Annotated in this window: 21 protein-coding genes; 7 read left to right on the top strand and 14 right to left on the bottom strand. The window is 71.9% G+C overall.

Going from position 1 to position 20,091, the window contains the following annotated elements; translation table 11 throughout:
- Nucleotides 1–36: 36 nt before the first annotated feature.
- A complete protein-coding gene (locus M1203_RS04380; RefSeq protein WP_249948151.1) occupies nucleotides 37–321 on the bottom strand; it encodes an LAETG motif-containing sortase-dependent surface protein in 285 nt (94 codons plus the stop codon).
- 107 nt (nucleotides 322–428) lie between these two features.
- Here M1203_RS04380 and M1203_RS04375 point away from each other — a divergent pair, with 107 nt between their 5' ends.
- The 5 genes from M1203_RS04375 to M1203_RS04355 all read left to right on the top strand — a co-directional run bounded on the left by M1203_RS04375 (nucleotide 429) and on the right by M1203_RS04355 (nucleotide 5,668).
- On the top strand, nucleotides 429–794 hold the full coding sequence (locus tag M1203_RS04375) for a hypothetical protein (RefSeq protein WP_249948150.1): 366 nt from the start codon (nucleotides 429–431) through the stop codon (nucleotides 792–794).
- Nucleotides 795–960: 166 nt separating this feature from the next.
- Entirely contained in the window at nucleotides 961–2,220 is a 1,260-nt protein-coding gene (locus M1203_RS04370; RefSeq protein ID WP_249948512.1) for an Ig-like domain-containing protein, read from the top strand.
- A gap of 147 nt (nucleotides 2,221–2,367) precedes the next feature.
- Nucleotides 2,368–3,837, top strand: a complete 1,470-nt coding sequence (locus M1203_RS04365; protein WP_249948149.1) for an ABC transporter permease — start codon at nucleotides 2,368–2,370, stop codon at nucleotides 3,835–3,837.
- 43 nt (nucleotides 3,838–3,880) lie between these two features.
- Nucleotides 3,881–4,564, top strand: coding sequence for an ABC transporter ATP-binding protein (locus tag M1203_RS04360; protein WP_249948148.1), 684 nt, complete (start codon nucleotides 3,881–3,883; stop codon nucleotides 4,562–4,564).
- A 114-nt stretch (nucleotides 4,565–4,678) separates the two neighbouring features.
- A complete protein-coding gene (locus M1203_RS04355) occupies nucleotides 4,679–5,668 on the top strand; it encodes a GNAT family N-acetyltransferase (protein ID WP_249948147.1) in 990 nt (329 codons plus the stop codon).
- 58 nt (nucleotides 5,669–5,726) lie between these two features.
- On the opposite strand, the gene abc-f is transcribed toward M1203_RS04355, so the two are convergent.
- The 8 genes from abc-f to M1203_RS04315 form a co-directional block, all read right to left on the bottom strand.
- Entirely contained in the window at nucleotides 5,727–7,334 is a 1,608-nt protein-coding gene (abc-f, locus tag M1203_RS04350) for a ribosomal protection-like ABC-F family protein (protein WP_249948146.1), read from the bottom strand.
- Nucleotides 7,335–7,534: 200 nt separating this feature from the next.
- A complete protein-coding gene (locus tag M1203_RS04345) occupies nucleotides 7,535–8,968 on the bottom strand; it encodes a ParB/Srx family N-terminal domain-containing protein (protein WP_249948145.1) in 1,434 nt (477 codons plus the stop codon).
- A 190-nt stretch (nucleotides 8,969–9,158) separates the two neighbouring features.
- Nucleotides 9,159–9,722, bottom strand: a complete 564-nt coding sequence (locus M1203_RS04340) for a hypothetical protein (RefSeq protein WP_249948511.1) — start codon at nucleotides 9,720–9,722, stop codon at nucleotides 9,159–9,161.
- A gap of 146 nt (nucleotides 9,723–9,868) precedes the next feature.
- A complete protein-coding gene (locus tag M1203_RS04335; RefSeq protein WP_249948144.1) occupies nucleotides 9,869–11,344 on the bottom strand; it encodes a hypothetical protein in 1,476 nt (491 codons plus the stop codon).
- The gene (locus M1203_RS04330) at nucleotides 11,341–12,150 is read right to left on the bottom strand and encodes an ABC transporter ATP-binding protein (protein WP_249948143.1); all 810 of its coding nucleotides are present in this window, start codon (nucleotides 12,148–12,150) and stop codon (nucleotides 11,341–11,343) included. Before M1203_RS04330 ends, M1203_RS04335 begins: the two co-directional genes overlap by 4 nt.
- 103 nt (nucleotides 12,151–12,253) lie before the next feature.
- Nucleotides 12,254–13,102: a zf-HC2 domain-containing protein gene (locus M1203_RS04325; protein ID WP_249948142.1), complete on the bottom strand. Its 849-nt coding sequence runs from the start codon at nucleotides 13,100–13,102 to the stop codon at nucleotides 12,254–12,256.
- A complete protein-coding gene (locus M1203_RS04320; RefSeq protein WP_249948141.1) occupies nucleotides 13,099–13,671 on the bottom strand; it encodes an RNA polymerase sigma factor in 573 nt (190 codons plus the stop codon). The genes M1203_RS04325 and M1203_RS04320 overlap by 4 nt, the downstream gene beginning before the upstream one ends.
- A gap of 113 nt (nucleotides 13,672–13,784) precedes the next feature.
- Nucleotides 13,785–14,609, bottom strand: a complete 825-nt coding sequence (locus tag M1203_RS04315) for a hypothetical protein (protein ID WP_249948140.1) — start codon at nucleotides 14,607–14,609, stop codon at nucleotides 13,785–13,787.
- Nucleotides 14,610–14,766: 157 nt separating this feature from the next.
- Here M1203_RS04315 and M1203_RS04310 point away from each other — a divergent pair, with 157 nt between their 5' ends.
- Nucleotides 14,767–15,132: a PH domain-containing protein gene (locus M1203_RS04310; RefSeq protein WP_249948139.1), complete on the top strand. Its 366-nt coding sequence runs from the start codon at nucleotides 14,767–14,769 to the stop codon at nucleotides 15,130–15,132.
- 79 nt (nucleotides 15,133–15,211) lie between these two features.
- Here M1203_RS04310 and msrA read toward each other — a convergent pair whose 3' ends face one another.
- Complete coding sequence (gene msrA / locus M1203_RS04305; protein WP_249948138.1) at nucleotides 15,212–15,868, bottom strand: peptide-methionine (S)-S-oxide reductase MsrA; 657 nt, start codon at nucleotides 15,866–15,868, stop codon at nucleotides 15,212–15,214.
- Between the two features lie 113 nt (nucleotides 15,869–15,981).
- Nucleotides 15,982–17,151, bottom strand: coding sequence for a hypothetical protein (locus M1203_RS04300; protein WP_249948137.1), 1,170 nt, complete (start codon nucleotides 17,149–17,151; stop codon nucleotides 15,982–15,984).
- Between the two features lie 96 nt (nucleotides 17,152–17,247).
- Between M1203_RS04300 and M1203_RS04295 the strand changes: the two genes are divergently transcribed.
- Nucleotides 17,248–18,405, top strand: a complete 1,158-nt coding sequence (locus M1203_RS04295) for a cystathionine gamma-synthase (RefSeq protein ID WP_249948136.1) — start codon at nucleotides 17,248–17,250, stop codon at nucleotides 18,403–18,405.
- A 90-nt stretch (nucleotides 18,406–18,495) separates the two neighbouring features.
- Here M1203_RS04295 and M1203_RS04290 read toward each other — a convergent pair whose 3' ends face one another.
- Genes M1203_RS04290 through M1203_RS04280 form a run of 3 tightly spaced genes read right to left on the bottom strand, consistent with a single transcriptional unit; the run spans nucleotide 18,496 to nucleotide 19,954 of the window.
- Nucleotides 18,496–18,750: a hypothetical protein gene (locus tag M1203_RS04290; RefSeq protein ID WP_249948135.1), complete on the bottom strand. Its 255-nt coding sequence runs from the start codon at nucleotides 18,748–18,750 to the stop codon at nucleotides 18,496–18,498.
- A complete protein-coding gene (locus M1203_RS04285) occupies nucleotides 18,747–19,268 on the bottom strand; it encodes a sigma factor-like helix-turn-helix DNA-binding protein (protein ID WP_249948134.1) in 522 nt (173 codons plus the stop codon). Before M1203_RS04285 ends, M1203_RS04290 begins: the two co-directional genes overlap by 4 nt.
- Nucleotides 19,269–19,300: 32 nt before the next feature.
- Nucleotides 19,301–19,954, bottom strand: coding sequence for a MarR family winged helix-turn-helix transcriptional regulator (locus M1203_RS04280; RefSeq protein WP_374401826.1), 654 nt, complete (start codon nucleotides 19,952–19,954; stop codon nucleotides 19,301–19,303).
- Nucleotides 19,955–20,091: the final 137 nt, after the last annotated feature.

Below are 20,091 nucleotides of genomic sequence, written 5' to 3'. Positions count from 1 at the left end.
CCGGCCGTCCGGGCGGCCCCTCCGTATGTACGCGGCTCAGAGCGGCACGCGGGCACCTCTGCGCCGGGAGTACGCGACGAACCCCGCGCCGATCCCGAGACAGAGGCTCCCGCCGACCAGATACGGCGTGGTGTCCACGCCACCGGTGTCGGCGAGGGTCAGCTGCTCGGACTCCCCGGCGGTGAGGCTCTGAGCGGATACCGCCGGCTCCCGGTGACCGCCCTGCTCCTCGGTGGCCTTCGCCGAGGGCACGAACCACAGGGCGCACAGCAAGGTACCGGCGGCGGCAGCGGTCAGGAGCGGTCGGCGCGCGACGGACACGTGATCGATCCCCCTTGTGACAACGCCGAATTGGCTGGGTGCGGTGATGTTAGTGATAGCAGCGGGTCGCGGGAAAGTCGTGGGTCCGGGCGCTTACCCTCCGTCGTATGAGCGATTCTGAGACATCACGGTATGTTCGGGTACAGGTGGAATTGGTGCTGGAGGTCGATGACCCCGAGCGACTGAGCGCCGCCGCCCTCGCCCGTATCGGCGCGGACGAATCCATGCCGGACGACGAACGGACGCATGCCCGGTCCGCTGTCCGGGAAGACGAGGCGGAGGCCCTCGCGTATCTGGTGGAACCCTTCGACCTGGTCAAGGAGGTGCCGGGGGTCGAGCTGGCCCAGGCCTCGTGGACCAGCGAACTGATCGACTACGACCCCGACGCGGTGGAGTGGGGCCTCGACGAGGACGACGAGGACGACGGCGAAGAGGCCGGGGTCGAGGGCGAGGTCGGAGCTGGTCGGATGTAGCGCGCAGGCGTGTCACTCTGGTAAGCCCCGGTCCGCCGCAGCCGACGGGCCGGGGCTTCCGTGTTTCCGCGGGGCGAGTGGTGTTCACCACATCTTCGATCGATGTGGAACCGGACGAACCGGTACAGGTGTTCTTAAGTGTTATCGGCAGGGTTTAGCGGCGATGATGGAGAAGCGTGTGATGAGGGACAGCAAGCGGCGCAAGGTCATCGCGGCCGCGTCCGTGGCGCTCGGCGGCGTACTGGTGCTTTCGGCCTGTAGCCAGGGGGCGGACAAGGGCCCCTCCGAGAGCACGGCGTCCGCGCAGGCCAAGGCGGACGAGGTGGCCGCCAAGGAGACCTCACAGGCCCAGATAACCATCGCGCCCAAGAACGGCGCGACGAATGTGGGTATCAACAACGACGCCAAGGTCACCGTCACCAAGGGCACCCTCACCAGCGTGACCATGACCACCGCGGACGGCACTGACGTCAAGGGCACCCTGGCCGCCGACGCCAAGAGCTGGCAGCCGGACGCCCAGCTGGAACGCTCCACCTCGTACAAGATCACCGCGACCGCGAAGGACGACAAGGGCCGCGAGGCCCATGAGAACTCCTCCTTCACCACCGTCTCGCCGAGCAACAGCTTCATCGGGAACTTCACCCCCGAGGACGGCTCCACGGTCGGTGTCGGTATGCCGGTCTCGATCAACTTCGACAAGGCGATCACCGACAAGAAGGCCGTCCAGGACGGCATCACCGTCACGTCGAGCAGCGGCCAGCAGGTCGTCGGCCACTGGTTCAACCAGCAGCGCCTCGACTTCCGCCCCGAGCAGTACTGGACCGGCGGCTCCACGGTCACCCTCAAGCTGAACCTGGACGGGGTCGAGGGCGCGGACGGCGTCTTCGGTGTCCAGCAGAAGACCGTCACCTTCCAGATCGGCCGCAGCCAGGTCAGCACGGTCGACGTCAAGAGCAAGACGATGACCGTCGTACGGGACGGCAAGACGCTCAGGACCATCCCGATCTCCGCCGGTTCGCCGGAGAACACGACCTACAACGGCCAGATGGTGATCTCCGAGAAGTTCAAGGAGACCCGGATGAACGGTGCCACGGTCGGCTTCACGGACGACGACGGCAAGGGCGAGTACGACATCAAGGACGTCCCGCACGCCATGCGGCTCTCCACGTCCGGGACCTTCATCCACGGCAGCTACTGGGGCGGAGACGCCTTCGGCAACGTCAACACGAGCCACGGCTGTGTGGGCCTGAAGGACGTGAAGGGCGCGGGTGACCCCAACCAGCCGGCCGCCTGGTTCTACAACAACTCGCTCCTCGGCGACGTGGTCGTCGTCAAGAACTCCGCCGACAAGGTCATCGCGCCGGACAACGGCCTCAACGGCTGGAACATGAACTGGGCCGAGTGGCAGGCCGGTTCGGCCGCCTGACCCGACCCGGCCCGGTTCATCCGGCCGCTCCGAGCCCCTGTGTGAACGGCGGCGGCACCTCCTGCGGTGCCGCCGCCGTTCGCGTTCTCATCCCGCTCTCACCCGGTCCTTAACTCGTCATCACACCGGGCACCTAGCTTCGCGCACATGTTCTTCACCTACCTCAGGCGCGAGCTGCGCCGTCGCAGAAAGGCGGCGCTCGTCGTCGCCTCGGGGCTCGCCCTGGGCATCGCGCTGGTGATCATCGTCAGCTCTGTCTCCTCGGGCATGAGCCAGGCCCAGGACAAGGTCCTTCAGTCGCTCTACGGTCTCGGCACCGACATGACCGTCACCAAGGCCGCGCCCCCGCCCGGCGAGGGCGACACCAACCGCCGGCGCTTCGAGTTCGACGCCAAGGGCGACTCCGACGCCGAACAGAGCAGTGACCGGGTGATGGTGCAGGGCCTCCAGACCCTGGCCTCCTCGACCGTCACCGAGGTCGGCGACCAGGACGGGGTAGCCGAGGCCGTCGGCGGGCTCAGCCTGACCGTGCTCAAGGTCAACGGCGAGTTCAAACCCGGCGAGATCACCCCGCCGCAGGGCGGTGGCCGAACCGGCCAGGGCGGTACGGGCGGTTCCGGCGGCGGTGAGGTCCGGGGCGGCGGCGCCGCGTTCGACGTCGACTCGTACACCGTCTTCGGCACCGATGTGGCCGCGCCCGCGCTCGGCCCGCTGACCTCGTCCAAGATCACCACGGGCCGTACGTTCGAGAGCACCGAGACGGACGCGGCGGTCGCGGTCGTCGACAGCGCGTACGCCAAGGAGAAGAGCCTCGCGGTCGGCAAGACCGTCACCATCTCCGGCACGAAGTTCTCCATCGTCGGGGTCGCCACCGCCGACAGCGGCGACTCCGCCGCCAACCTCTACGTCCCGCTGAAGAAGGCCCAGACCCTGGCCGACTCCAAGGACAAGGTCACCACGGTCTACGTCAAGGCCGCCGACTCGCAGCAGATCGCCGGCGTCAAGACCGCCATCCAGAAGAACATCCCGGACACGACGGTCACCACCTCCGCCGATCTCGCCGGTACGGTGTCCGGCTCCCTGTCCACCGCCTCCGACCTCGCCACGACCGTCGGAACGTGGCTCTCCATCGCCGTGCTGATCGCGGCCTTCCTGGTCGCGGGTCTGCTCACCTCCTCGGCCGTCAGCCGCCGCGTGAGGGAGTTCGGCACGCTCAAGGCGCTCGGCTGGAAGAGCGGCCGGGTCACCCGTCAGGTGGTCGGCGAGGCGCTGGTCAACGGGCTGCTCGGCGGTGCGCTCGGGATCGCCCTCGGCCTCGGCGGCGCCTATCTCGTCACCGCCATCAGCCCGACCCTCACGGCGCAGCTCGGCGCCACGGGCGGCGGGGGCGGCGGGGGCGGCGGCGGCCTCGCGGGCGGCGGTCCCATGGGCGGCGGCGGCCCCGGGCGCCAGACCGCGGCCAAGGCCCTCGACATCGCCCTGACCGCGCCCGTCTCCCTCGCCACCATCGGTATCGCCGTGGGGCTGGCCGTCGCGGGCGGTCTGATCGCCGGTGGCTTCGGTGGCTGGCGGGCCTCCCGGCTGCGGCCCGCGGACGCGCTGCGCCGCGTCGAGTAGTCCCGTCCCCCTTCAGCAGGATTTCGCACAGCAGGAGTTGAACGTGTACCAGCTCAGAGGCGTCACCAAGCGCTACTCGCGCGGCAAGAAGACCGTCGACGCGCTCGCCGGCGTCGATCTGACCATCGAGGACGGCGGCCGGCTCGTCATCCAGGGACCGACCGGCGGGGGAAAGTCCACGCTCCTCCAGATGCTCGGCGGCCTCGACCGGCCGACGCAGGGCAGCGTCGAGTTCGACGGGGTGGATCTGGCCAAGCTGCCCGAGGCCAAGCTCACCAAGGTACGGGCGGAGAGCATCGGCTTCGTCTTCCAGAGCTTCAACCTCATCCCCACCCTGACCGCGCAGGAGAATGTCGAGACGGCGCTCGTGCCGCTCGGCCTCAAGGGCGCGGCCCGGCGCGAACGCGCGGCGGAGGCGCTGGCCTCCGTCGGCCTCGGCGAACGGCTCGGCCATGTGCCGGGCGAGCTCTCCGGCGGCCAGCAGCAGCGCGTCGCCATCGCCCGCGCGCTCGTCAAGCGGCCGAAGGTGCTGCTCGCCGATGAACCCACGGGAAATCTCGACGAGTCGATGCGTGACGAGATCATGGAACTGCTGGAGGGCCTCTGGAAAGAGCACGGCCTGACCTTCATCATGGTCACTCACGACAGCTCGATCGCCCGCCGCGCTCCACGGCTCGCCACGATCCGCAAGGGACGGGTCACGATCACCGAGAACGCCGCGGCCTGATTCCGCGAGTGGCGCACGCGCCGGGCCGTACGGGCGTTGACGTACGGCCCGGTTCCGCCCGGATGTCTCCGAAAGTCGGGGGCGTCACCACCCTCGTACGCGTAGGTTCGATCCATGCTGATCACTCTGGGAAGCCCGCCCTCGGACGCCGAGACAGACGCCTGGCACGCGGTGATCAGCGCGGCCCATGTCCGCGATCTGCCGGCCTCCGCGCCGGAGCCGAGCAGGACGGAGACGGCGGGAAAGCTGCGGATCCCGCCGGTCAGCGGGCGCAACGCGCACCTCGTGGCGGTGGGCGAGGACGGCGCGTACGAGGGCGTCGCCTCGCTGCTGCTGTTCACCGACGAGGCCAATCGGCACACGGCCTTCCTGGACGCCCTGGTGGTACGCCCCGATGCCCGGCGGCGCGGCGTCGGCGCGACGCTCTGGACGGCGATACGCGCCGAACTCGCCGCCCAGGGACGCTCCTCGGTCTCGACCGTCCTGGAACTCGGCGGCGCGGGCGAGGCGTTCGTCGACAGCCTCGGCTTCACCAACGTCCTGCGCCTCGGCCGGTACGTGCAGCGCGTCGCACAGGCGCTGGAGGAGATTCCGCGGCCCGCCCTGCCGGAGGGGCTGCGCTTCGTGGGCTGGTCGGGCGTCGTGCCCGACGGCACGGCCGAGGCGTTCGCCCGCGCCCACGGCGCGAGACGTGATGTGTCGGGGCCCAGCAGACAGCTGGACGAACACACCCCGAGCTGGGACGTGGAGCGGGTAAGGACCGCCGCCCGGCTGATCGAGCGGCGCGGCGGGATCGTCCTCACCTCGGCCGTCCTGGACACCGAGCGGGACGACGCCGTCGTCGCCTACACCGAGGTCGTCCTGACCGCCCCCTCGGACACCCGCGCGCTCCAGTACGACACGGTGGTCGTCCCCGCCCACCGGGGCCGGGGTCTGGGCCGCGCCGTCAAACGCCATCTGCTGGGGCGGCTCAGTGAACTGCACCCGGGCGTACGGGAGATCCGTACCACCGTCGCCGACGACAACGCGTCGATGCTGGCGATGAACGAGGCGCTCGGCTACCGGCGGGAGCGGCCCGCCGGGCTCTTCCAGGCGAAGCTCTGACCGACGGGCGGCCGCACGGCCGGCCCGCCCCCACCCGTCGGTCAGCGGCGTCGGCCGGTCAGCTCACCACACGGCCCGCCCGCAGCTCCAGCCGCGCGCCCGTGAACCGGGCCCGGAAACCGCGGTCGTGCGAGACCACCACCACCGCCCCCTGGTACGCCGCCAGCGCCTCCTCCAACTCCTCCACCAGGCTGAGCGCCACATGGTTCGTCGGTTCGTCGAGGATGAGCAGATCGGCGGGGCGGGTCACCAGCCGGGCCAGTTCCAGCCTGCGCCGCTGGCCGACCGAGAGGGCCGCGACCGGTACGCCGAGATCGTCCGGCCGGAACAGTCCGAGGCCGAGCAGCTCGTCCGCGTACTCCTCCGGGAACCCGGGACGGCCCGCCGCGAAGGCCCCCAGCAGCGGGCGGCGGGACGGTACGGGGGGCAGCTCCTGGGCCAGATGGCCGAGCGGGCCGGTGTGGCGCACCGTACCGCTGTCCGGGCGCAGTTCACCGGCCAGGACCCGCAGGAGTGTGGTCTTGCCCGCGCCGTTGGGGCCGGTCACGAGCAGCCGTTCGCCCGCCGTCACACGGAGACCGGCGATCGACAGCCGGTCGCCGACCACCACATCGTCGAGCTGGGCGACGACCCCGTCCCCGCCGCCGGAGGCGAGCGCGGCCGTGAACCTCAGTGGCTCCGGAGGCGCGGGCACAGGGCTCTCCTTGAGCCGCCACAGCCGCTCCCGCGCCGCCCTGACCTGCCCGGACAGCTTCGCCTCGTGCGAGCGGCGGTGCTTGCCGAAGCCCTGGCGCGGATCCCCGCCGGTGGCCACGAGCCGCCGGCCGGCCGCCGCGACCAGCTCCTCCGTACGCGCCACCTCGGCCACGTACTCCAGATGGTCCTGCTCCCAGCGGCGCCGGGCCGCTGCCTTCGCCGTCCGGTAGCCGCTCCAGCCGTCGCCGTACCGGGTCACCGCGCGGGTGTCCCGGTCGACCTCCAGGATCGTCGTCGCGATCCGCTCCAGGAACGCCCGGTCATGGGTGACGGCGAGGACCGTCCCGCGATGCGCCCTGAGCTGGTCCTCCAGCCAGACGCTCGCGCGGACGTCGAGATGGTTGGTGGGCTCGTCGAGCAGCAGCAGCTCGGGCGCCGACGCCAGGACACAGGCCAGCGCCAGCCGGGACCGCTCGCCGCCGGAGAGTGTGCCGAGGGTACGGTCCCGGGCCACCCCGGCGAGCCCGAGGCCATGGAGCGCGGCGTCGACGCGGGCGTCCGCGCGGTAGCCGTCGCGTTTCTCGTACGCCGCCAACAGATCGCCGTAGGCGGCCAGTTCGTCAGGATCCGCCTCGCCGAGTGCCGCTTCGGCCGCCGCGATCCGGCGCTCCAGCGCGCGCAGTTCGGCCAGGGCCGCGTCCACGGCGTCCTGGACGGTCCGACCGGGATCGAGGGCGAGGGTCTGGGCGAGATGGCCGACGCCGCCGGGGAAATGGACGGTGATCTCACCGTCGTCGGGCCGTTCCGCCCCGGCGAGCAGCCGCAGCAGCGTCGACTTGCCGGAGCCGTTCTCCCCGATGACTCCGGCCTTCTCGCCGGGACGTACGGTCAGCGACACCTGGTCGAGAACCGACCGGTCGCCGTACGCCTTGGACACGTCTTTCATTGCCAATTGGGCGCGTTCGCGCATGCTTCTTCCTGGATTGTCACGCCCTTGTGCAGGGCTGAGCAGTGTCGGACCTGGGGAGCGGGTCCGGAATCACAGGAAGAAGTAGTGGCGGAACATGCCGTCCACTGTAGCCGCGCCGTTCGGCGCGGCCCAGGGATTTTCTCCGTACCGCCGGTGCGGCTACCGGTGCGATGCGGCTACCGGTGCCGGCGCCGGTGCGGTCAGGGGTTGCCGACCAGCTGGACCGGTCCGTTCAGGGTGTTCGGGGTGCAGCCGGGGCCCGACAGGGTCAGCCGCTGCTTGGTGTTGACCACGGAGAGGGGACCGGTCAGCGAGGTGCCGCAGAGTTCCACGGTGGTGGCGCCGACCGCCTGGACGGGCCCGGTGATGTCCGCGCCCTTCGCGATCAGGCTCGCGCCACCCGTGACCACGACCGGGCCGGTCTGGCTCGTGCCGTTCAGACAGATGACGCCCGAGGAGACGACCAGCGGGCCGGTGTGCTTGCCGGTCAGCGTCTTCGTGCAGGCGGGTGCGGCCGGAAGGCTGCCACGGAAGTCCAGCGCGTACGCGAGCTTGCCTGGCTTCTTGTCGGAGATCGGGGCGCTCAGCTTGCCGAACTCACCGCCGGTCGGCTTCTTCCCGTCGTTCCACTCCGCCATCCGGCCCAGCTCGTCGGCGGTGCGGCCGTCGGAGATGACGGTGTCACCGGCCGTGCCCGACATGGCCTCGGAGGCGGCGCGGACGGCGGTCAGATAGGAGTCGGGGGAGCCCAGGTCGTACGAGTCGAGGTTCACGCGGTCGCGCAGCCAGGTGCCCCACAGGAACTCCAGGTACTCCGCCGTCTCCGCCGGAGCCCGGTAGCCGATGTCGCGCGTGAAGTAGACCAGGCTGCGGTAGCGGTCGTCATGGAAACCGGCCAGGCCGAGGCGCTGGGGGAGCTGGTCGGTGGTGATGGGCTTGTTGTTCTCGTCGCGCAGCCAGACCCACTTCTTCTCCTGCATCGTCCGCCAGAAGGCGGCGGGCGACAGACCGCTCAGATTGCCCGTGACGCGCAGTCGGATGGGCGTCTTCGGGCCGCCGTCGGGCGTTTCGAGGAAGGACGTCAGGGAGTGGTGTCCGTCGGTGAGATACAGCTCGCCGCCGGGGCCGACGACGACCGTCTTCATCGCGGCGCGCGTCTCGTCCGTCTCCTGGCCGACCGGGACGGTGCAGGTGAAGGTGGACGGGTCGGAGAGCTTGGCGCCCGGCGGCACCGTCGCGGCCTTCTCCTGGCCGTTGGTCTCGCACCAGTCGTCGAACCGCTTGTTGAAGTCGCCGTTCTGCTCGTCCTTGGTGCTGCTGTAGCGGCCGAGCTTGTAGTAGATCTGGTCGAAGCCCACGGAGGGCTGGGTGGGGCGCAGTTGGTCGAGCGTGACGTCGAGGAGGTCGCCCGGCCGGGCCTTGAGGGCGGCGCTCTTGGCTCCCGCTCCGGTTGGGCCGGCCGTACCCGCCGGGGCCGCGCCGACGGGGGAACCGCTCGCGACGACACCGCCCAACGCGAGCGCGCCCACGGCCAGTCCGGCGGCCAGACCGCGCGCCGCGCCGGCCGGGAGGCCCCCGGCCCGTGCCGTGCGGTGGCTGTCGGGCCGGTGCTGGGTACGGGCTGAGCCGGTCATACGGTCTCCAGTTGGTATGTCGACGGGACCGCGCCCCTGCGGGAGGCGTGGTGGATCGGACATATCCACTCACCTCTCCCGGTACCACCCGATGGCTTCTGGTCGTCGGGCGGGTGGCGGACGGGTGAACGATAGTGACAAGTCGGCACGGCTGTACGGCCGGTGTGGCGCCGCAGGGGTAGGGGGCCGGTCAACGCCGGGGCCCGGCCAGTGCGTAGAGCAGCCCGCCGCCCGCGGCGAGAGCGACCGCCGTGGCGTCCGCGGCGGTCGTACCGGACGGCTGGAGCAGCCACGTCGTGACCTGGGCCGCCACCCCGCCCGTGGGCGGGACGAACAGCGCCACCGCGCACCACCCGAGGGGCAGGGTCCAGGCGTACCGGCCGCCCCACAGCGCCGCCCCGATCGCGGCGAGCCCCGCCGACCCGGCGCTGTCGCGCAGGAGAGTCCCGGCCCGCACCGGCTCGTCACCGGCGGCCAGGAGCAGGAGCGACACCGTCCCGGCGAGCACCCCGATGAGCAGGACATGTGCCGCGCGCCGGGGCGCCCAGCGGATCGCCGCCGTACGGTCGAGCGCGCGGTCCTGTCCGCTCAGGCCGACCGCGCCCGCCGCCACCACGGAGGTCAGCAGCAGGACGTGAGCCCTCGGATCACCGGACCCGGTGCCCCGCGTGAGTGACCAGGTGGCGAGGGCGCCGAGCAGCGTGGCGGCGGCGAGCGACGCGGGGACTTGGCGGGAGCGCGCGTAGAGCGTCAGCCAGCGGGTCGACGGCCGGCGGGTCGACGGCCGGCGGGGGGTCGGCCGGGGGACGGACGGGCGGCGGGTGGTCGGGCGACGGGTGGTCGGCCCGGGGGCGGATTGTCGAGGGGCTGGGGCCGCCCCTCGTTCCGGCTGCCGCCGTCTCACCGCGGACCGCCGCCCTTCAGTACGTCCAGCAGGTCACCGTCGCAGGAGAGCGAGGCCGTCCGCAGGGCCGCCATCCGCTCGCGCTGTACGTCCGGGGGCAGGGCGCGCAGCGCGTCCCAGGCGGGTCCTGCCAGCGCCTCGGCGTCGGCGCGCAGCGGGGCGGCGCCGCGCAGGGGCTCCAGATCACCGGTGAACCAGGCGGCGGCCACGGTCCGCGCGGCGAGCTCGCGTACGGCCTTGGTCCTGTCGTACGCCCGCGCTCGCTCCTCGGCCGGGTCGCTCATGTCCGCGTCGAGACACGGCGCCGTACCCGCGCCCGCGAGCAGGGCGCGGGTGTACTCCTCGTTCGTCGCGCCGTCGAGAGCCGGGGTCTCGAAGTCGACGGGGACGACATCGGCGGGTACGGCGGGGGTGGCCACGACGGGGGCGGAACGGGTCGCCTTCGTCCCTCCGTTCCCTTCTCCGGGCCACGGATCGACGCTCTCGCGCACCGCCGACGGCGGGTCCGGCAGCCGTCCCAGCAGTCGCAGGGCCTCCTCGCCGGGACCCTTGAGCGCCGCCAGCCGGGGTTCGTGCAACGTCGTCACACAGACACGGCCCTCGCACACCAGCGCCGTCGACGCCTTGTCGAGCGCGTAGTTGCGCGCGGAGTCGGCCGGCAGGAGCGGCACCGCGACGGCCGCGCCCAGCGCTATGGGCCCCAGCGCGAGCAGCCGGGCGCGCGGCCTCCGGGCCACGAGCAGGAGGAACCCGGTGGCCGCCAGCCCGAGCAGCCAGACGGTCTGTCCCGCGTGGACGCGCCAGGTGACGGTCAGGAACGTGCTGTACACCTGGGAGAGGGCGGGGGAGAGGAGCACGATCCGGTTCGGCACCATGCCGGGCGTGACCGTCACATGCACGGCCAGCACCGCCGTCAGAGATCCCAGCGCGAGCACCGGCGGAGTCAGCGCGGACGGTACGGCCCTGGCGACCCCCATGCCCAGCAGGGCGCCCGCGACCAGCGCCAGTACGCCGACCGCCAACACCGGCAGCCAGCCGAGGTGGACGTATCCGTCGTTGGCGAGCACCCGCACCCCGCCGTAGAGGAACACGAGTACGTACGCGGCGCTCAGCGTGAGCGCGAACGCGCCCGCGGATCTGGTGGCGCGGTGCCACCCCGGGCGCGGTGTGGTCGCGAGGAGCTCGGACGTACCGGAGCGCCGGTCCCGTATCCCGTGCACCGCTCCGGCGGTCACCGCCAGCGGCCACAGGAGCACCATCGAGAACCGCTGCCACCAGGCGGTGGAGGTGAATTGCGCCGTCCAGCTCTCGGCGCCCTCCCACCACGGTCCACTGACCAGTTGGAGGAACGCGAACGCGACGAACAGGAGCAGGACGCCGGCCGGCAGGGCGGCCGAGCGCCGGAGTTCGACGCGCAGGATCCGGCCCTTTCGAGGTGTGCGCACCTGCCGCGCGGGGGCTTCCCTGTTCACCACGTACCCTTTCCCGGCTCGGAGCGCATGAGCAGCGCCGCGTAGCCACGCTCGATGGGGCTGTCGCCCGGGTGTTCGGCGCCGCCCGCGTCGGCGAGCCGGTCCGGGGTGCCCCGGAACACCAGCGCGCCGTCGGCGATGAGCACCACGTCCGTACAGGCCGCCGCGACGTCCTCGACCAGATGCGTCGAGACGACCACACAGCTGTCCGTGCCGAGTTGATGCAGCAGCTCGCGGAAGCGCAGCCGCTGCGCCGGGTCGAGCCCGGCGGTCGGCTCGTCGAGCAGCAGGATCCGGGGATCGTTGACGATCGCCTGCGCGATCCCCGCGCGCCGCACCATGCCACCGGAGAGGGTCTTCAGCCGGTCGTCGGCGCGGTCCGCGAGGCCCACGCGCTCGACGGCGCGCTGGACCGCGCCGGGGATCTCCTCGCGCGGCACCTCCTTCAGCCACGCCATGTACTCGACGAACTCGCGGACGGTGAAGCGCCGGTAGTACCCGAACTCCTGCGGCAGATAGCCGATACGGCGGCGCAGCTCGCGCCGGTGGGTCACCGCGTCGGCGGGTGAGCCCAGCAGTTCGAGGGTGCCCCCGGCGGGCCGCAGGACGGTGGCGAGGGCGCGGATGAGGGTGGTCTTGCCGGCGCCGTTGGGTCCGAGCAGGCCGTGGACTCCGGTACCGAGTTCCAGATCGAGGCCGTTGACGGCCATCGTGCGGCCCCCGGCCCGTACCCGCAGCCCTTCGGCGCGGATCTCCCAGGCGTAGGTCTTCGGCGCCACTTCGCCCGCGGTCACGGCGCGCGTCATGTCGTCACCACTTCTGCTTCTCCTTCGGTCATGGCAAAGGCCCTTTCGGGTGGTTGGAGAGGTGAGAAAGAAAGAGGGAGAGGGTGTGCCGGTGTCGGTGGTCTCAGCGGTGGACGCCGAGGAGGGTGTACGCGCCCCTGCGGACGATCACGACCACCACACCGAGCGCGAAGACGGCGCCCCACACGGGCAGGGCGTCCGCGCGGAGGGCGACGGGCGTACCGCTCACCCCGACCGTCGGCGCCACGATCACCGCCGCCCATGCCGCCACCAGCCCGATCGCGGCCCGGGTCACCCCGATCAGCCCGCCGAGCGCGAGCGCGCCGGTGGTGAACGCCAGACAGGGCAGCAGCCACCGCGCGACTCCGGCACCGGTCAGCCAACCGGCCACCAGGAGCACGGAGATCACCACGAGGAGCACGGATGTCGTGCGCCGGAGCACCAGTTGGAGTCCGGCGCGCGGGGTGCCCGCGATGAGTTCGTACGCCGGATCGAGGCCGCGCGCCCAGGAGGCGGCGACACCGAACACGGGCAGTACGGGGGCCAGCAGCAGTACGAAGGAGACCTCCTGGCCGCTCAGGCTGTCGAGGAGCACGGCGATCAGCGTGACGAGGACGGTCATGCACAGCCACGGCACCATCGCCGGTGAGGCCCAGGACGCGAGCGGCAGGGCCCACCGGCGGCGCCGTGGCATCGGCGCGATCGCCGGGAGCTGAGGTGCCAGCCCGGCCCAGACTCCGTCGACGAGCGCGCTCACGGCGGGGGTGGCGTGGCGGGTGGCCGCGGCGAGGCGCGCCCGGCACCCGGCGCAGGACTCCAGATGGGCTTCGAGCGCCCACACCTCGTCATGCGTGACGCCGCCCCGCCCCTTCTCCGTATCGTCCGAATCGCCGCGCGCGTACCGGCCGATGAGCCGTTCCGAGGGGTGTTCCACCGCGTCCTCCACGCTCATGACAGCGCCTCCCGCATCGCTCTCCGTGCCCGCCGGGCGCGGGTCTTGACGGTTCCTTCCGGCACTCCGAGCAGGAGTGAGGTCTCCCGTACGGACATCCCGTCGAGCACCATGGCCCGCAGTACGTCGCGCAGTTCGGGCGCGAGCCGCCGCAGCGCGTCGCCGACCTCCCCGCCGACCGCCGCCGCCAGCGCCTCGTCCTCGGCGGCGGGCGCGACGGCCGGCCTGGTGGCGTCGGCGGTCACGGCGGCGGGCAGCCGGGCCTGGTGCGCGCGCCGGCGGAAGGCGTCGACGAGCCGGCGCGCCGCGATCGTCCACAGCCACCCGACGGCGGTGCCGCCGACCGCGGCCCCCGCGAACGCGCTCGCGGCGCGCCACACCGCCAGATATGTCTCCTGCATGACCTCGGCGACGATCTGCTCATCGGCACACCGCCGGCGCAACCGCACCGCCAGCCATGGCGCCGTACGCCGGTACAGCTCCTCGAACGCGGCGCGGTCGCCCTTGGCGACGAGCCTGACGAGCCGTTCCTCGTCAAGCTCCGCTGGTGTCTTCCCGCTGGATCCCACACCGGCTAGACGTACGGGTCCGGCGCGAGGTTTTCCATTCGATGTGCCCTGCGTCACATTCGGGCGGAGGGTGGGCTTCGGTCGTCACGGCCGTCATGGCCGTCACGGCCGGCTCAGGCGCGGGGCCGGAGCCGGTGTATGCGGTCCAGATCACCGGCGAGCAGATCGTCGTGGGTGATGGCGAAGTCGCCGTTGGGGAGGGAACAGCCGCCGAAGTAGGAGCCCATGACGGTGTCCGGCAGATACTGCCGCAGCTGGTGGCGCATCCCGGGCGGATAGTCGACGGCTTCCCCCCAGCCCTCCGGCGCCTCATCGGTGCTGAGCAGCACCCAATGGTCCACGGGCACCTCGGTGTCGAGGTCGGGCGGCTCGCCGGTATGACAGTCCAGCGCGGGCAGCGTCAGCCGGTCGGGGGCCGTCGGCCGGTACCACATCAGCAGCGGCTTCGCCCGCTCCGCCTCGGCGTTGTCGAAGCAGCACACGGCGATGGAGTGGCCGGGGTAGTGGGCGGCGTAGAACTCCAAGAGGAGCGGATTGAGGCGCGGCCGTCTGCGTAACGGCACCTGTATCAGGGCGGATTCGAGCAGCGTCGGATCGCTGGCGAGGAGCACCGTATAGATGTCGTGCTCGAACACCTCGACCCGCTGCCCGGAGTCCCACCCCATCCACGCCATCCCGTCCCGCCCCGCGGCGGGCACCGGCTGCACGGCGTCGACCATCCGGCTGAGCACGTCCGGACTGCGCCCCGCCGAGATGAAGTTCTCCCGGGACATCTGCCGCGCGGGCAGATGCAGCAGCATGGCGTTGGGCCCGACGGCGAGATTGGCCGCGGTGTTCTGATACCCGAGGACATGAATCAGCCCGTGCGCCGCGTGATGCAGCCGCCCGGCGTACAGGGTGGTGCCTGAGAACTCCGCCTGGTCCATCGAGACGCACATGCGCTCAAGTTATCCGCCGGGATGGGGGGCGTGAAGTGGGCGTGTTCCGGTGCGACTTGGGCAGAAGTGAATCCCGGTCGGCCACAGGAGCCGAGCAGACAGGGCGTGGCCGGTATAGTCCGAAAATCGGATAGTTTCCATATATGGGGGGCCAGCCATGGCACTGTTCGGCAACGCGCACACGGTCGACCCGGCGGCGGCACAGCAGGACTACGCGCGCCTTCTGGGCCAGGGCGAGCAGGTGTACGCCGCGTACACGCTGATCCGCGACACTATGCTCTTCACTGACCGTCGGCTGATCCTCGTCGACAAGCAGGGGATCACCGGGAAGAAGGTGGAGTACCACTCCATCCCCTACAAGAGCATCACGCATTTCGCCGTGGAGACGGCCGGCACGTTCGATCTCGACGCGGAGCTGAAGATCTGGATCTCCAGCAACCCCGAGCCGATCACGAAGACGTTCACGAAGGGCGTCGACATCTACGAGGTCCAGGCCATCCTGACGCAGTTCGTGGCGCGGTAGACCGACCGGGCGCGCCACGACCGGACAGGCCGGGCCCTGTCCGGCCTGTCCGTGACCTCCGGAGCGGAAGCGACGCCGGTCAGGCGGAGGCGACGCCGATCGGGCAGGAGACGCCCGTGCCGCCGAGGCCGCAGTAGCCCGCCGGGTTCTTGTCCAGGTACTGCTGGTGTTCGGCCTCCGCCGGGTAGAAGGTGCGGCCCTCCGCCGGGAGGATCTCCGTGGTGATCGTGCCGTAGCCGTTGCCCGTCAGAACCTTCTGGTAGGCGGCGCGAGACGTTTCCGCGGCCTCGGCCTGGGCCGGGGTGTGGGTGTAGATCGCCGAGCGGTACTGCGTGCCGACGTCATTGCCCTGGCGGAAGCCCTGCGTCGGGTTGTGGGACTCCCAGAAGGTCTTCAGCAGGTCGGCGTACGAGACGACCTTGGGGTCGTAGACGACACGCACCGCTTCGGTGTGGCCCGTCAGGCCGGAGCAGACCTCTTCGTAGGTGGGGTTCGGCGTGGAGCCGCCCTGGTAGCCGACCAGGGTGGTCCAGACGCCTTCCTTCTGCCAGAACGTGCGCTCCGCGCCCCAGAAACAGCCCAGGCCGAAGTCGGCGGTCTCCATGCCCTCCGGGTACGGGCCCAGCAGGGGGTTGCCGAGGACCGTATGGCGGGAGGGGACCGCGAACGTGGGCTCCGGGCGGCCGCGGAGGGCCTGCTCGGGGGTGGGGAGCTCGGGGGTGCGGCGCAGGAACATGGCTCTCCTCAGGTTTGGGGTCCTGTTCAGAGGAACGTACGAGGGGTCCAGGACATTCCGGGACCCCAGGTCGTGGACCGGTGGTCCGGGACCCCCGTTCCGTGGCCGGTGGCTCAGCGCGGCAGCGTCGCCGGGCTGCCGCCGTTCGCCTCGTATCCCGCCACCGCCAGCGCCCGGTACACCGTGTACTCCGCCGCCGGGTCGCCGTCGTGCGTCCAGGGCAGCGCCCCGACATGGCCGTCCACCCGCACCAGCTGGTTCATCGCCTCCGCCCAGCGCTCGGACCGTACGAGGAAGAGGATCAGCAGATGCCGTACGTGCGGGAGCATCGGGTCGTCGTGCCGGGCCGCGTGGACCGCGAAGAGCGCGCCCTCCACCGCCTTCGTGACCACCGCGCTCTGGTAGAAGCCCTGTACCAGATTGACCTCGGGAAGGTGCTCGTACACCGCGAACAGCGGCAGCGCCGCCAGCAGCGAGCCCTGCGGCGCGCGCGCCGCAGCCGCGGTCGCGAACCGGTCGGCCTCCTCCCGGGAGCCGTGCCACTTCTCGCACCAGTAGTGGAGCGCCGCCAGATGCGCCCCCATATGCGCCGGAGCGCGGTCGATCACCTTCGCCCACAGCTGGTCGAACCGCTCGGGCGGGTAGCCGAGCCCACGGGCCACGGCCAGCTCGATGATGTACGGCACGGGGTCGCCCGGCGCCAGCAGGGCCGCCTCGCCGCACACCGTACGGGCCTCCTCCAGGATGATCCGGAACTCATCGGTCCCGGCGGCCGAGGACCGCCACGCCTGCTGCACCAGGAACTCCGCGTGCACCGCCGCCCCGCCCGCGTCCTTCGGCGACTCCGCACGCCAGGCCCGCAGCCACGCCCCGCCCGCCGGGCGCTGTGCCTCCTTCACCAGCGGCCCCTCCTTCGCCGGCAACCCCTCCTTCGCCTGCGCGCTCGCCGACGAGGCCTGGAGCTCCAGCGAGGCCGCCCCGGCGAACGCCTGTACGCGCTGCCAGCGCACCTCGCCCTCCTTCGGGGTGCCCGCGAGCAGCTGCGCGGCGGCCCGCCAGTCCTGGGTGCGCTGGACGACGTCGAGCACGTCGAGGAGGTCCTGGTCGGGACCCGGCAGCCGGACGTCCAGCGCCTCCTGCCGCACGAAGCCGTACGCGGCCGGGTCGGCGGCATCGGGCGATCCCGGGGCGACCTGGCGGATACCGCCCCTGCTGCGCCGTACGAACGGAACGATGACCGCGGCCAGCAGGCCCATCGCGATCAGGAACCAGAGAATCTCCATGGCCCCATTGTCCCGGATGCCACGGCGACCGGACCCGCCCGCCCCCACACCCTCACCGCCCCCGCCGGACGGTGAACCGGCGCTACGCTCAGGCCCATGAGCGACCAGCACACCAGCGAGCACCACTTCGAGACCCGCGCCATCCATGCGGGCAACACCGCGGACCCCCTCACCGGCGCCGTCGTCCCGCCGATCTACCAGGTGTCCACCTATAAGCAGGACGGCGTCGGCGGCCTGCGCGGCGGATACGAGTACAGCCGCAGCGCCAACCCGACCCGTACCGCGCTGGAGGAGAACCTCGCGGCCCTGGAAGGCGGCCGGCGCGGGCTCGCCTTCGCGTCCGGGCTCGCCGCCGAGGACTGCCTGCTGCGTACGCTGCTGGCGCCCGGCGACCATGTGGTGATCCCCAACGACGCCTACGGCGGCACGTTCCGGCTCTTCGCGAAGGTCGTCTCCCGCTGGGGAGTGGACTTCTCGGTCGCGGACACCTCGGACCCGGCGGCGGTACGGGCCGTGCTCACCCCGCGTACGAAGGCGATCTGGGTCGAGACCCCCTCGAACCCGCTCCTCAACATCAGCGACATCGCGCAGCTCGCCGGGATCGCCCGCTCGGCCGGGGCGAAGCTCGTCGTCGACAACACCTTCGCCAGCCCCTATCTCCAGCAGCCGCTGGCGCTGGGCGCGGATGTCGTCGTGCACTCGACGACGAAGTACATGGGCGGGCACTCCGATGTCGTCGGCGGCGCGCTGATCGTCGACGACGCCGAGCTGGCCGACGAACTGGCCTACCACCAGAACGCGATGGGGGCCGTCGCCGGCCCCTTCGACGCCTGGCTGGTGCTGCGCGGCATCAAGACCCTCGCCGTACGGATGGACCGCCACTGCGAGAACGCCGCGCGCATCACCGAGATGCTCACCGCGCACCCGCGCGTCTCCAAGGTCCTCTACCCGGGGCTGCCCGAGCACCCGGGGCACGAGGTCGCCGCCAAGCAGATGAAGGCGTTCGGCGGGATGATCTCCTTCCAGGTCGAGGGCGGCGAGGAGGCGGCGGTCGCGGTCTGCGACCGCGCGAAGCTGTTCACGCTCGGCGAGTCCCTCGGCGGCGTCGAGTCCCTGATCGAGCACCCCGGCCGGATGACGCACGCCTCGGCGGCGGGCTCGCCGCTGGAGGTGCCCGCCGACCTGGTCAGGCTCTCCGTGGGGATCGAGTCCGGCGACGATCTGCTGGCCGATCTCCAGCAGGCGCTGGGCTGAGCGGCCCCCTCACCGCGGAACCGCGCGGCTGCGCAGCCGCGGAACCGCTGAACCGCTTCACAACAGAACCTCTCACCGCCGCTGGGGGCTTCACCAGTCCTCCAGCGGCGGTGTCGTCTCCGCCGGCGGCACCGACCACGGATGCGCGGCCGAGGCCCAGACGCTGAACACCACCAGCACCACGATCAGCAGCGTCCAGAGCAGTCGCCGCGCGGCCCGGCGCCTGCGCAGCAGCCGGGCGCCGCGTTCGGTGGCGCGGCGGATGAGTTCGGCGGGTACGTCGGGCCGTACCGGATCCAGCATCATCCGCAGCACCTCGGCCCGCTTCCGGTCGCCGCCCCTCATCGGCCGGCCTCCCGGAGCCCGGACGGGCCCGGCCTCGTACCGCGCCGCCGCGCCCGCTCCCGCATCGCCGCGACCGCCCGCGCGCAGACCACCCGGACCCGCTCCACCGGAAGACCGATCAGCGCCGCGGTCTGCTCCTCGGCCAGCCCTTCGTACAGGCGCAGCACCAGTACGACACGTTCCTGCGGGCCCAGCTCCCCGAGCACGCCGCCCGCCCGACGGCCCCGGCGGCCGCGCCGGGCCGGGGCGCGCCAGGCGGCCTCGCGGGCGAATCGCAGCACCAGCTCGCGGCGGGCCCGGTCGTACGGATCCTCACCGTCGTCACCGCTGAGCCGGTCCCACTCCGCGTACGTACGGGACAGCGCGGCGATCAGCAGACGCTGGGCCCGCGGGGCGGCGTCCGGCGGCTCGCCCGTGAGCAGTACGGCCGCATGCAGCAGCCGGCCGGCCGCGCCCGCCGCGAACGTCTCGAACTCCCGGGCGCGGCGGCGATCCAGGGCAGCCCGCCGCTCTCGCACGACCTCATATGAGGCCAGTCGGGCGCCCAGGGTCAAGAGGGCGTCGTCGCGCCCCGGCTCGCCTCCCCGGCCACGCGGTCGCCCGCCTCCGGCTCATCCGTACGGCCCGTCACGCCCGTAACGCCTGTGACGTCCGGATCGCCGTCACCGCCCGTACCGCCGTCACCGGAGGGCAGTCCGGCCGCCCGCGCCGACAGCGCGCCGTTGAACCGGGTGAGCAGGGTGGTGAAGGAGTTCCGCTCCTCTTCCGTCCAGCCGCCCGTGACCTGCGCCATCAGCTCGCGCCGCGACGAGCGGACCTCTTCGAGTCTGGCCAGTCCGCGCGCCGACAGTTCGAGCACGACCGCGCGGCCGTCCTCCGGATGCGAGGTGCGCTTGACCAGGCCGGAGTCGACCAGCGGCGCGACCTGCCGGGTGACGGTGGAGGAGTCGATGCCCATCCCGGCGGCCAGCGCCTTGACGCCCATCGGGCCTTCCCGGTCGAGCCGGTTGAGCAGCAGATACGCGGCACGGTCCATCGAATTGCGGACCTGGCCCACACCGCCGAGCCGGGTCTGTTCGGCCCGCCGGGCGAAGACGGCCACCTGGTGCTGGAGAGCATCGAGGAGGCCGGCGTCGTCCGAGGGTTCGGAGGGCGTCTCCCTGGAGACCGACGCAGCGGAAGTCATGTCCTGAATGGGGGGCATGGCTGTGGCTCTCTCGTGCGGGGGTCGGTTGGTGGGGGACAGAGTACGCGGCGGCGGCTTGGACCGTACCTGCCCTGCGTAAACCCGCCGAGGTACGTGACCCGCACCGGCGCCCGGTCCGTGGACGCCGACCGCCG

Source organism: Streptomyces sp. 35G-GA-8, assembly GCF_023534745.1.
GTDB lineage: Bacteria > Actinomycetota > Actinomycetes > Streptomycetales > Streptomycetaceae > Streptomyces.
This window is presented reverse-complemented; position numbering and strand designations above follow the sequence as displayed.

What these genes read in the sequence shown, in the direction of transcription:
- M1203_RS04290 (WP_249948135.1), bottom strand. Translation starts at nt 18,750, where the DNA reads ATGAGGGGCGGCGACCGGAAGCGGGCCGAGGTGCTGCGGATGATGCTG.
- msrA (WP_249948138.1), bottom strand. Translation starts at nt 15,868, where the DNA reads ATGTTCCTGCGCCGCACCCCCGAGCTCCCCACCCCCGAGCAGGCCCTC.
- M1203_RS04315 (WP_249948140.1), bottom strand. Translation starts at nt 14,609, where the DNA reads ATGTGCGTCTCGATGGACCAGGCGGAGTTCTCAGGCACCACCCTGTAC.
- M1203_RS04355 (WP_249948147.1), top strand. Translation starts at nt 4,679, where the DNA reads ATGCTGATCACTCTGGGAAGCCCGCCCTCGGACGCCGAGACAGACGCC.
- M1203_RS04365 (WP_249948149.1), top strand. Translation starts at nt 2,368, where the DNA reads ATGTTCTTCACCTACCTCAGGCGCGAGCTGCGCCGTCGCAGAAAGGCG.
- abc-f (WP_249948146.1), bottom strand. Translation starts at nt 7,334, where the DNA reads ATGCGCGAACGCGCCCAATTGGCAATGAAAGACGTGTCCAAGGCGTAC.
- M1203_RS04325 (WP_249948142.1), bottom strand. Translation starts at nt 13,102, where the DNA reads ATGAGCGTGGAGGACGCGGTGGAACACCCCTCGGAACGGCTCATCGGC.
- M1203_RS04370 (WP_249948512.1), top strand. Translation starts at nt 961, where the DNA reads ATGGAGAAGCGTGTGATGAGGGACAGCAAGCGGCGCAAGGTCATCGCG.
- M1203_RS04295 (WP_249948136.1), top strand. Translation starts at nt 17,248, where the DNA reads ATGAGCGACCAGCACACCAGCGAGCACCACTTCGAGACCCGCGCCATC.
- M1203_RS04300 (WP_249948137.1), bottom strand. Translation starts at nt 17,151, where the DNA reads ATGGAGATTCTCTGGTTCCTGATCGCGATGGGCCTGCTGGCCGCGGTC.
- M1203_RS04345 (WP_249948145.1), bottom strand. Translation starts at nt 8,968, where the DNA reads ATGACCGGCTCAGCCCGTACCCAGCACCGGCCCGACAGCCACCGCACG.
- M1203_RS04280 (WP_374401826.1), bottom strand. Translation starts at nt 19,954, where the DNA reads ATGCCCCCCATTCAGGACATGACTTCCGCTGCGTCGGTCTCCAGGGAG.
- M1203_RS04375 (WP_249948150.1), top strand. Translation starts at nt 429, where the DNA reads ATGAGCGATTCTGAGACATCACGGTATGTTCGGGTACAGGTGGAATTG.
- M1203_RS04330 (WP_249948143.1), bottom strand. Translation starts at nt 12,150, where the DNA reads ATGACGCGCGCCGTGACCGCGGGCGAAGTGGCGCCGAAGACCTACGCC.
- M1203_RS04310 (WP_249948139.1), top strand. Translation starts at nt 14,767, where the DNA reads ATGGCACTGTTCGGCAACGCGCACACGGTCGACCCGGCGGCGGCACAG.